Source organism: Vibrio sp. 10N.237.312.B06, assembly GCF_041464685.1.
GTDB lineage: Bacteria > Pseudomonadota > Gammaproteobacteria > Enterobacterales > Vibrionaceae > Vibrio > Vibrio tasmaniensis_A.
This window is the reverse complement of sequence record NZ_JBFSPI010000052.1, coordinates 26,658-36,716: the sequence shown is the minus strand read 5'-3', so window position 1 is coordinate 36,716 and position 10,059 is coordinate 26,658. Positions and strand designations below refer to the sequence as shown.

At 41.4% G+C, this 10,059-nt stretch carries 11 protein-coding genes; 5 read left to right on the top strand and 6 right to left on the bottom strand.

Annotated elements, in window-relative coordinates:
* Positions 1-154 precede the first annotated feature (154 nt).
* Positions 155-445, bottom strand: coding sequence for a type II toxin-antitoxin system RelE/ParE family toxin (locus AB6C75_RS14805; RefSeq protein ID WP_372108059.1), 291 nt, complete (start codon positions 443-445; stop codon positions 155-157).
* Positions 438-659: a TA system antitoxin ParD family protein gene (locus AB6C75_RS14800; protein ID WP_009847096.1), complete on the bottom strand. Its 222-nt coding sequence runs from the start codon at positions 657-659 to the stop codon at positions 438-440. Before AB6C75_RS14800 ends, AB6C75_RS14805 begins: the two co-directional genes overlap by 8 nt.
* A gap of 156 nt (positions 660-815) precedes the next feature.
* Here AB6C75_RS14800 and AB6C75_RS14795 point away from each other — a divergent pair, with 156 nt between their 5' ends.
* Both AB6C75_RS14795 and AB6C75_RS14790 read left to right on the top strand, forming a co-directional pair.
* A complete protein-coding gene (locus tag AB6C75_RS14795) occupies positions 816-971 on the top strand; it encodes a hypothetical protein (protein ID WP_372108058.1) in 156 nt (51 codons plus the stop codon).
* 280 nt (positions 972-1,251) lie between these two features.
* The gene (locus AB6C75_RS14790) at positions 1,252-1,578 is read left to right on the top strand and encodes a hypothetical protein (RefSeq protein WP_372108057.1); all 327 of its coding nucleotides are present in this window, start codon (positions 1,252-1,254) and stop codon (positions 1,576-1,578) included.
* Positions 1,579-2,026: 448 nt separating this feature from the next.
* Here the strand turns inward: AB6C75_RS14790 and rplY are convergent, their stop codons facing one another.
* Positions 2,027-2,305 (bottom strand): 50S ribosomal protein L25, encoded by a 279-nt coding sequence (gene rplY / locus AB6C75_RS14785; protein ID WP_009847093.1) that lies wholly within the window; start codon positions 2,303-2,305, stop codon positions 2,027-2,029.
* Between the two features lie 369 nt (positions 2,306-2,674).
* Between rplY and AB6C75_RS14780 the strand changes: the two genes are divergently transcribed.
* On the top strand, positions 2,675-3,403 hold the full coding sequence (locus AB6C75_RS14780; protein ID WP_372108056.1) for a glycosyltransferase family 2 protein: 729 nt from the start codon (positions 2,675-2,677) through the stop codon (positions 3,401-3,403).
* A 14-nt stretch (positions 3,404-3,417) separates the two neighbouring features.
* Positions 3,418-4,725, top strand: a complete 1,308-nt coding sequence (locus tag AB6C75_RS14775; RefSeq protein WP_372108055.1) for an LssY C-terminal domain-containing protein — start codon at positions 3,418-3,420, stop codon at positions 4,723-4,725.
* Positions 4,726-4,813: 88 nt separating this feature from the next.
* On the opposite strand, the gene AB6C75_RS14770 is transcribed toward AB6C75_RS14775, so the two are convergent.
* The 3 genes from AB6C75_RS14770 to AB6C75_RS14760 all read right to left on the bottom strand — a co-directional run bounded on the left by AB6C75_RS14770 (position 4,814) and on the right by AB6C75_RS14760 (position 7,346).
* Positions 4,814-6,160 carry an ATP-binding protein gene (locus AB6C75_RS14770; RefSeq protein ID WP_372108054.1) on the bottom strand — a complete coding sequence of 449 codons (1,347 nt, stop codon included), beginning with the start codon at positions 6,158-6,160 and terminating at the stop codon, positions 4,814-4,816.
* Positions 6,161-6,262: 102 nt separating this feature from the next.
* The gene (locus tag AB6C75_RS14765; protein WP_017101181.1) at positions 6,263-6,922 is read right to left on the bottom strand and encodes a response regulator transcription factor; all 660 of its coding nucleotides are present in this window, start codon (positions 6,920-6,922) and stop codon (positions 6,263-6,265) included.
* A gap of 25 nt (positions 6,923-6,947) precedes the next feature.
* A complete protein-coding gene (locus tag AB6C75_RS14760) occupies positions 6,948-7,346 on the bottom strand; it encodes a PepSY domain-containing protein (protein WP_372108053.1) in 399 nt (132 codons plus the stop codon).
* 287 nt (positions 7,347-7,633) lie between these two features.
* Between AB6C75_RS14760 and AB6C75_RS14755 the strand changes: the two genes are divergently transcribed.
* On the top strand, positions 7,634-10,015 hold the full coding sequence (locus AB6C75_RS14755; RefSeq protein WP_372108052.1) for a GGDEF domain-containing protein: 2,382 nt from the start codon (positions 7,634-7,636) through the stop codon (positions 10,013-10,015).
* The last annotated feature ends 44 nt before the right edge of the window (positions 10,016-10,059 follow it).

Genomic DNA, 10,059 nt, shown 5'->3' with positions numbered 1-10,059 from the left:
CTCATTAGTGATTGTACTCACTTAACTCAGTGTCCAAAACTGCTGGTGCGGATCAAAGAGTATGGATGGTAGCTGTTTTACTCTGCCGCGTAGCGGCTTCGTTCAACAAACGAGTATGGCTCAGACGGGCAAGGATATTTTCGATCACATTGAATCAATATATTTTCTTCATATCTCGATAAAAATTTTCGTGCGAGCCGAGAGCCATTAGTTCGAGAGTTACAGTACCATCTTCATAGCTATAACCGAGCAATGTTAATTGCTTAACCATCTTAAATTTATGCACTCTCAAGAAAAACAGGTCACCTTTCTTCTGCTCACCAAGATGCGGATCTTCCATAAGGGCTCGAATAGCATTATCTAGATCCGTTTTTTGGTTCTTGTGTAATTTCTTGACCGCCTTCTTAAAAGTAGGTGTCTGAAGAATGTTGGTAATCTTAGTCAAAAGAGTAAGCCTCTAATTTACCTGCTTCCTTCTCAGCTTTTGCTATGACTGCTTGCTTTACGAACTCATAAGGTAGATCAGGGTTGTCTTCCATCATTTTCCCGATTTTAGCCCAGTGCTCAATTTGTTTTGGTGTAGTGCGGTTTAGTGCTTTAGCCATTATCGCAGCCTTATCAAAAAGATCTTGGTCAATACGTACACTTGCAGTAGCCATAATATGTCTCCTAATTTAGTTTGTATTTATATTGTAGTAAATCGCCACAGGTGTTGCAAATTGCGCCATGACAAGCATTTAAGCAGACTGTTACGCTTGTAATTTTCTACTTGGATTAGTTTCAGTGAATTCGGTCGAAGTATTGAACTGTTGTTTATGTCAGAAAGTGTTTGGGGCTGGGCGCAAACTACCGATGTATTGATGAGTGGTTTTTGGGGTTCGATAGGTGCTATCCCGTTAAGTTATGCAATATGGTGTTGGCGTGAGAAGAAGTATAAACATCATGTCGCTAATTTTCAGCAACGCAGATAACAAGCATTTAAGGCGGATTCTTATATGTACCTCTGGCCAAATTTTATGCCTGTATTTCTTAGCATCAAGCGAAATTGAAATTAGTGGAATTAATATCAAACTAGACTTTGGAAATATCCCTACAGGCGTTTAAAGCAGCCTAATACTGGCCCTTCCTTTCTGCTCAAGATTGGATTTCGTGTTAATAGTGCTCTGGTTTACTATTGGGTAATCGTGTCGTTCACGTTTTTTAAACGCCGTAATGTTCTACCCTAAGAAGTAACACTTTGTGGAGGTCTGTATGAATATCAAAGAGTCTGATTGGAAAATCTTTTGCGAGATAAAGAGTGAAGCTGCGCAACTATTTTGTACTCGTCAGCTAAATGAAGCCATCAAAACGATCACTGATGAAGCAGAATCTGTAGGGGAAAGGTTTCACTTTATGTGCGAATACTCCAAAGAATCTCAAAAGCAAATGAAGCTTATTTTTGATGGCCATTCTCGAAGCCGAGCATTTATCCAACTCATGCAAATGTGCGAGGAAGGTTTGGTTGTACCAAAACAATTCGAACGCCTTTCAGAGGAACTCAAAAAAGACATTACGAACGCTCTAGAAAGAAGAGCCTAAGGAAAGTCGGGCAATCAGGCCGCTTGACCCTGTAAATGCACGATAACCTTCCACAACCATCCTAATATTACTCCTCTTTATTCGCTAATTCGGAATCGAATCCATGATTTTTGGCCAGGGAGGCTCAGTGTTATGTTTTGAAAAGTGAGTGTGCGGAGCCTAGCGAAAAAGCGGTCTAGTCTTTGTGTTAGAAAAACTACTGTATAAGTCCACCTTTCGTCCACCCTTAATCCACCCAGAAAATATAGGGACAAAATAGGGGAGGGGAAAGTTGATTGATTTCAGTGTATTGCGCGAGATTTGAGGCGTTTTTGAGGGCTCAGAAACGGTGAAACCCCGATGTTGGTAGCATCGGGGTTTCGAATTTCTAGATTTCTCGACTGGTAAGATCGATTATCTTTTCTATGCAGAAGGCTGGATTAATCCAATCTTATTCCTTGGTAGGGAATTAGATACGGATGAAGTCCATGTGCTCAACTTTAGGCTTGAACGCGTGACGTTGAACGTCTTGCGGCTTAACCTTAACTTCTGCGCCGTCAATCACTAGAGTGATTGTTTCGTAGAATTCAGGCTTATCCATTTGGTTGATCACGTCAGCGTGAACAAGTTCGATAGCTACAGCTGCTGCTTCGCCACCGTAGATTACAGCTGGGAATTTACCAGCGTGACGTAGGCGGCGGCTCGCACCTTTACCTAGTTCAGTACGTACTACTGCTTCAAATTTCATAGTTTTACTCTCAAATTAGTAAAAATTAACTTCACACCTCAATGCGACCTTGAGTATGTGGTAAAGCTTAGGCATAAACGAGTTCATGCTTAAGCGAGCGCGGATACTAACATCACATTCAAATCTGAGCAAGTCAGAAGCCCATCTCAAAGTGAATTTCCTTCGATAAATGATTCGTTTGGAGATAAAACGTTCACTAGCGCTTATTTACCCCATTTCATCGTCTTTTACATTGCCTATCTTATCTATTTATAGCGTTGCTAAATCATCAAGTTAATGAACGGAAAATGAATGTTTGCCTAAGACTTGGTTAAGGCTTGGTTGGTTAATCTTAGTGGTAATTAAACAGCAGAATGAATAGGTGAAAATATGGAACCGGTAAGCATTGTCGTAATTACGCTAAACGAAGAGAAACGCATCAGCCGCTTAATGGAAGAGTTGAGTGTGCAAACCCATCAAGAATTTGAGGTGATTGTTGTCGACTCGAACAGTGAAGACAATACAAGAGGGGTGGCACAAGCTTATGAAAGCGCGTTGCCAAAGTTAATGGTTCATCATATGGAAAATCGCGGTGTGAGCCTTGGCAGAAACACAGGCGCTTCATTAGCGCAGTACAACCGAATCCTTTTCTTAGATGCTGACGTGAGTTTGCCCCGAAACTTCCTTGCGAAAGCGCTTTATGAATTAGAGGAGAAGAAGCTTGAAGTGGCGGGTGTGTACATGAGCTCGAAAGGTCTGCCGCTTGTACACAAGTTTGGTTACGGGCTATTTAACGCAGGGTTATTTACTACCCAGTTCTTTTTCCCGACGGCGATTGGCGCCTGTATTTTTTCGACTAAACGAGCGCATGATGAAATCGGCGGTTTCGATGAAGAGATCGTACTGTGTGAAGACTGTGACTATGTAAAACGTGCGAGCAAAACATGGCGATTTAGATTCCTTAATATGACCTTTGGTTTTGACCCACGTCGTTTAGACCAAGGTGGTGTTGTAAAGACAGGATCTACTTACCTTAAAGCCAATGTAAGACGCTTTTTTAAAGGCGAAATGCGTAACAACGAGATGAACTACAAGTTCGGTCATTATAAAGAACAGTAAGCACTGAGGTTGTTATGTTTGATGGACTAGGGCTGTTTCTGGGGGCGTTGGGTGATGCTCTCATTGGCCCAAACTTATTTGTACCGGGAGAGCCCTTCTTTATCGCAGCGGGCTTTCAACTGTATTCAGGTGCATGGATGGCGTTGGTTTTGGTGATGCTAGGTGGTTTGCTTGGTGACCAACTCAGTTATTTTATTGGCTATAAATACGGTGCGAAAGCGCAGCGAAGGCTCATTAAGTTTCGTCCTAAAACCAAACGATTAATTGCGCGCTGCCGTTACCTAATTGCTCGCAAAGGCACATACATCATTCTTTTTGCTCGCTTATTAGGGCCTATCGCTTGGGTTGTGCCATTTATAGCGGGCTCACATCGTGTACGGTGGCGTAATTTCAGTGTGTTGGCGTTTATCGGCTTGGCTCTTGGTGGTGGACAGTTCATTGCTTGGGGCATGTTACTGGCGCACGGCGTTGAAAACTTCCCGTGGCTTAATAGTCTTAAGATATTTATCTCTGAGCATAATAGCTTGATCGTCGGTGTGTTCGCAGTATCGGTTTTGACCATTATTGGTTATCGAATGAAGTGGCGGCGCTTGGTGCTTAAATCCAGTGCGTTGCTGTTGGCGTGGGTATTGTTTGCGAACTACGCACACTTTTTCTGGAAAGCGGATGATTTTAAGAATCAACCAGAGACGGCTCAAATTGACAAAGTCGACTGGAATTCGGTTACCTATAAAGCGTTCCCAGGCAAATCTTCATTCTACTCGGCACAAGCTATCAACGTACTATATGTTGGAGCAACCCCAAGAGATTTAATGAAACAATTGGGCTGGATAGAAAATCAAACCTTCTCTCGAAATGAGATTGAATGGGTTGGTTACCTCGCATTGCTTAGAGACAAAACGCCGCCAGTGTCCGATTTATATTGGAGAGACAAGCCGCAAGATATGGCGTTTCAATTGCCGGGTAACTTGATGAAGCGTAGCCATATTCGCTGGTGGCGTGCTGGTGTTGATATTAAAACTAACCAGCCTCAGTGGTTAGGCGCAATTAGTTATGATGATGGCCTTAAAGTCACGCCTTACTCAGGCATTGTGACCGTACTTCATAACATTGACCCTAATGTTGATGAAGAGCGAGATCGGCTCGCTAATCAGATACGAACGTCATTACCAGATATTGATATAGACAAGTACCCATTGGCTACGGTGGAAGTGATCGATGACGATCATGACTATTATACTGATGGCAGGATTTTGATGATCGGAGTAGCAACCTACCGCGATGATTCACAAGCTTTGGATGTTGCTGTGAACGATATATAGGGTCGTATGTAAGGTCGATTGAACTAAGCCCTAGCGTTGTGCTAGGGCTTATCGTGTTTACTTGGTTTACTTAGCGCGTTTAGCTTACTTAACCTTTGCTTAGTTTTAGCACCAGAGAGGCTTTCAATCCGCCCATAGAGCTCTTGCCGAGCGTTAGGCTGCCTCGGTAGCTGTGCGCCATTTCATTCACGATGTTAAGCCCCAATCCTGTTCCTGGTGTGGTTTCATCAAGTCGAACGCCACGTTTGGTCACTTGCTCAAGTTTCTCTTCAGGAATGCCTTGACCATCATCTTCAATCACCAATTCTATGTTGCCATCGACGAGTTCATTTGCATGGACTCGAATAATGCTGCTCGCCCACTTGTAACTGTTCTCGAGTAGGTTACCGACCATTTCATCAAGATCGGTTTTTTCTACTGCCACTTCAATCTCAGAGTCTAGCTCGTTAATCATGGTGACTTCATTGGCGGCATACACTTTATCAAACGCCATTGAGATCGCTTCGACACGCTCACAAGGTGAAGATTTCACTGAAAGAATGTTCATTGCGCCTGCCATGCGCGCACGGCCAAGGTGATAATCGATTTGGCTTTGAATCTGATGAATGGGCTGTTGCAGCAGCGCTTTGTCATCCTCTGGAAGTCGCTCTATCTCATTTTTTAGAACTGAAAGCGGTGTTTTCAACGCATGAGATAAGTTACCCGCGTGGTTACGCGCTCGTTCTAATAACTCTTGATAGTGGAAGAGCAGGGCATTGAGGTCAGAAACCAATGGAGAAACCTCTTTCGGGTAGTTGTCGCTTAACCCTTGTTGCTCGCCGTTTCTCAACATCACCAGTTCACGTTGCATCTTACTGAGTGGCAATAGCGACCAACTGACTTGAATACCAATCAACATCAGCACGCCCACAAACAGTAGCATCAGAATCAACCAGACCTGACCTGTAAGTTCGGTCAGTGTGGATTCTAATGGATCTTCATCAATACCTATGGTGATCGTGACAGGATCGTTCAGTTCAGGCAGATAGATATCCTGCTCGATGTAAATAAGCTTTTCTTTCTCAGGCCCTTTGATTGAAGTATGAATCGGCGAACGCTTGATAGTGAGGTCTTTGTCCCATAGAGATCGAGATCGAATAATCTGGTCTTGGGTAGCAGCTCGCCAATAAATACCACTGTAGGGTTGGTTAAACCTAGGGTCAGACAGACGCTCTGCCATGATGAGGTTACCACTGTCGTTGGTTTCTATGTTGGCGGTTAACTCGTCCATGGTTAGGCTGAGCTGTTGCTTGACGTCATCGACCAAGTAATCGTTAACCAACTTAGGTATTCCGACGCCTGCCGCTAATATCATCGCACCTAGCCAAAAAGCCGCGGCGAGGAGCAAGCGGCTTTTTAGACTGACGTTTTTAAGTGTTCGTTTTTTTAGATTCATACGTTACCAGCCTGTCTTTGCTCATCTTGCTATGAGAACAACAACGATCAGCACAGGCTGTCCACTAATTGGAGATTGCTCTTAGCTTAATTAAATACAGCGTTATTCAGCATTCAGTTGGTAGCCAAGGCCACGAACGGTTTTGATGATCTTTGGTGCGATTTTCTTACGAATACGACCGATGAACACTTCAACCGTGTTTGAGTCGCGGTCAAAATCTTGCTTGTAGATGTGCTCAACCAACTCAGTGCGCGAGATAACTTTGTTTTGGTTATGCATGAAGTACGCGACCACTTTATATTCTAGCGCCGTGAGGCTAACCGCTTGACCTTGCCACAACACTTTAGAGCTGCGTGTGTCTAGGCTTAAATCACCAATTTGAAGTATAGGAGCAGCACTGCCTGACGCTCGGCGCAGTTGAGCACGAATGCGGGCTATCAGCTCGACCATTTCGAATGGTTTAGTTAGGTAGTCATCAGCACCTGCATTCAAGCCTTCTACACGTTGCGTAAGCGTGTCACGCGCACTTAAGATAATCACTGGCGTGTTAATGTTTTCGTCTCGAATGCCTTTTAATACGGTTAGGCCATCCAGCTTAGGTAGACCTAAATCGAGAACGATGGCATCCCACTCTTCCGATGTTGCACGGTAGAGTGCGTCGATACCGTCTTGAGAAAGCTCTGGAACCCAATCGGCTCCCTCAAGGGTGTCTAGAATTTGTTGGCCTAAACGAGGTTCGTCTTCAACGACTAAAATTTTCATGTATCACTCTTTTTATTGTTATTTATTATTCGTGGGAGTTTTTGATCGCTTCTTTAAAGTTGCGACCTTTAATCAGCAGCATTTCTAACGTTTCAGCGTTGTATTCCACTTTAATGATATTGTTTTGGAAATTTATTTTTAGCTCATACACCCAAATATCATCGTCTTCTTCTAGTTCTACTTTAATGATTCGGCCATGAAGATCATTTTCAACCGCAGCATACATTTCTGAGAAAGGGCGAATGTAGCCCTCTTGCACCGCTTCATAGACTTCGTCTTGATCTTCTTCAAATTCGATACGGGTTCCCGCTTTATGAACATCTTGTACAAGATCATGACCGTTATGGTGATCATCTTGTGCAAAGCTTGATGTCGAGCCTATAGCTACAGCGATACAGATGAGTATAGTGCTTGGTTTTTGCATGCAGTGGCCTTAGTAAAAGAAGCAAGTAACGACAGTTTAATACAATAAAAATGAATGGAGTATGAATGTGAATACGAGAGACGCTTTATCATTTTAGCAATGTAAAGTGTTGTATCAACGTGCAATTAACCAACCTGATATTCATGTTGATTCATTTGCTCAATAGTAATGCGTTGACGTTTTTACATTCCCTTACAAATTACAAATAATTAACATGGTAAACTCGCAAGTATATGGACCTATGGGGCTCTTTGCCGCGCGATATTTGATTTAATAAGGATTTTAGAGTGCCATTTACAGTGCTAGTTATGTTGTTTTTTTCAGTGCTGATAACGTTCACTAGCCATGCTAATGAGTTAGATTTCAAGCAAATCAGTGATTTCGAATATGGCATGGTAGTGAGTGATTCTTCGGTTGATGCCATCCTATCTAAGGAAGAAGGCTGGAGCTCAATTGTTACTTGTATTCCTGAACCTAATCAGTCGTGTTGGCTTAAGCTTGCACTACCTTCAGACAACCAATCATATGAACATCTAGTTTGGAAATCTCTTTCATCCCGGACCGGCGAGCTGTTTTTTGTTGATCAAGACGGCGAAGTTGTTGGCAATTTTCTGTTTGAGTATTATCGCTCGCTACGCCTGAACAAAAATTTTGAATACAGTTATGTTTTAGTGAAATTTCCTAGAGGTAAGACTGTAAATGCCAGTGCGTTATTTTCGAAAGAGCATCAATTAAAGCAATCACTTGTCATGAAAGATGGGGTAATTCTAGCCCTATTTATATTGGCGAGTGCAATATCGTTAGTTTATGTTTATTATGTTTGGCCGATAAAACGAGCTAAAACACTATTTATAACTTGTTATATAGTGCTGTTCTCTATGTTTTATATTTACAAGTTTGGGTTTTTATGGGATGGGTATGATGATAAAGGAACCTACGTTATAAATTTTTTTAGAAGCGACTACTGGTTCGTTTCTTATTCTTTATCTTTAGTTTGTGTATATTTAATGCTTGTTTTTTCAAGTTGCGATAGAATAAATACAAGGCACTTACTGATTTGTTCTTCATTTGTGTTTCTACAGTTCTTTTCAGTTTATATAAACTTTGATGTCATTGTTGGGTTTTTAATTAGCACTATCCTTGCAGCCGTTGTTATAGCATTTTGTTTGATATCAAAAGAAGTTAATAATAAAGTTCAAATAATAATTAGCTATCTTTCGTGTTTTATTATGTCTGTGGTGGTTCTTGAATCATCAATGACTATTTCATTCATACCTGAGTATTATTATTTAATACAGGCGCTATTCTACTTGTCTCATGCTTCTTTTGTATTAGCATGTGTTTATGATCTTGGAGAATTAAGAGTTATTAATTTGGGCGATTATAAGAAATTGTTGTCTAATTCTGATAAAGATTTCATGACAGGATTGTATAATCGAAAATCTATAGAATATAAAAAGGTCATTGAGTGTTCTCGTTGTTATTATTACATTGATGCAAATCAGTTGAAGTTTCTCAATGATAGTCAAGGTCACCATGTAGGTGATCGAATGATAATAAATTTAGCTATGCGCTTCAAAAAAATAGCCGCACAAGGCGTAGGGATGGCGTATAGAGTCGGTGGAGATGAATTTGTATTAATTTGCCAAACGTCGGTTTCCAAGGAGTTGCTAGAATATTTGTTGGAACAGAACCTCACCCAAGAAACAGAAAACGCTTTAAGCTTTAGTTTTGGCCGTTATCGCAGTGGTCCTAATGAATCTGTCGAAGACTGTATCTACAAAGCTGAATACTGTTGCCGTAAAGCAAAGTCCAACAATGAATCTTACCAAGATTGGCAGCAACAAGACGGGGTCATGCTCTATAGCTTACCGAATCTTAGAGTAGAAGCAGTTGAATTACTTAACTCGGATAGGTTGCTTTGCTTTGCTCAAAAAATTCATTCTTTAAAGGGTGTTGCTTCGAGCTATGAGCTACTGTGTCGTTTAAAAATGGAAGACGAAGAGGGGCGTGAAAAAATCGTTTCTGCTGGTGAATTGCTCGATGTTGTAGCCTCTCATGGGCTTGAGAAGGAGCTCGATTCTCGTATGCTTACTTACGCAATTGGCTTACTTGAGCATTATTCAACTATTCAATTGTCATTAAACTTCTCAGTTAAAACCATTTTCGATATGAGTGTTATCGATCGTTTATGTCATCTACCCCCTTATATCCGTTCCCGTTTATGTGTTGAAGTGACTGAGCTTGTTTTTTATCGTGCAGATGAGAAGTTTCGAAAAATAGTAGAGCGACTACAACACCACCAGATAATAGTTACCTTAGATGATTTTGGTTCAGGTTATTCATCGTATTCAATTTTATCTGAAGGCTGTTTTGATACGATCAAGCTTGATGGTTCGCTTGTTGAAAATATTAACAGTTCTGATTTTAAGAAAAAAATGGTGCACTCATTAGTTGAGTTGGCAGAAATGAGCCAAACTAAAGTGGTTGCAGAACGTGTTGAAACAATTGAAGAGTTAAGAACTTTAGAAACGCTAGGTATTGACTTTATTCAAGGCTTTTATATTCATAGGCCAACTGTAGCCATTGAGCTTTTTGATAATATGGAAAAAGAGGCGCGGGAATCAGAAAAAGCTGAGCGCAATCTAATTTGTGGTTTAACAAGTTAACTCATGTGTGGTCATTAGAATGTGAATAAAAGGAGTATCGATAC

Bases quoted from the DNA above. Each gene is read 5' to 3' on its own strand.
- AB6C75_RS14800 (WP_009847096.1), bottom strand. From the start codon at position 659: ATGGCTACTGCAAGTGTACGTATTGACCAAGATCTTTTTGATAAGGCT.
- AB6C75_RS14795 (WP_372108058.1), top strand. From the start codon at position 816: ATGTCAGAAAGTGTTTGGGGCTGGGCGCAAACTACCGATGTATTGATG.
- AB6C75_RS14790 (WP_372108057.1), top strand. From the start codon at position 1,252: ATGAATATCAAAGAGTCTGATTGGAAAATCTTTTGCGAGATAAAGAGT.
- rplY (WP_009847093.1), bottom strand. From the start codon at position 2,305: ATGAAATTTGAAGCAGTAGTACGTACTGAACTAGGTAAAGGTGCGAGC.
- AB6C75_RS14780 (WP_372108056.1), top strand. From the start codon at position 2,675: ATGGAACCGGTAAGCATTGTCGTAATTACGCTAAACGAAGAGAAACGC.
- AB6C75_RS14775 (WP_372108055.1), top strand. From the start codon at position 3,418: ATGTTTGATGGACTAGGGCTGTTTCTGGGGGCGTTGGGTGATGCTCTC.
- AB6C75_RS14770 (WP_372108054.1), bottom strand. From the start codon at position 6,160: ATGAATCTAAAAAAACGAACACTTAAAAACGTCAGTCTAAAAAGCCGC.
- AB6C75_RS14765 (WP_017101181.1), bottom strand. From the start codon at position 6,922: ATGAAAATTTTAGTCGTTGAAGACGAACCTCGTTTAGGCCAACAAATT.
- AB6C75_RS14760 (WP_372108053.1), bottom strand. From the start codon at position 7,346: ATGCAAAAACCAAGCACTATACTCATCTGTATCGCTGTAGCTATAGGC.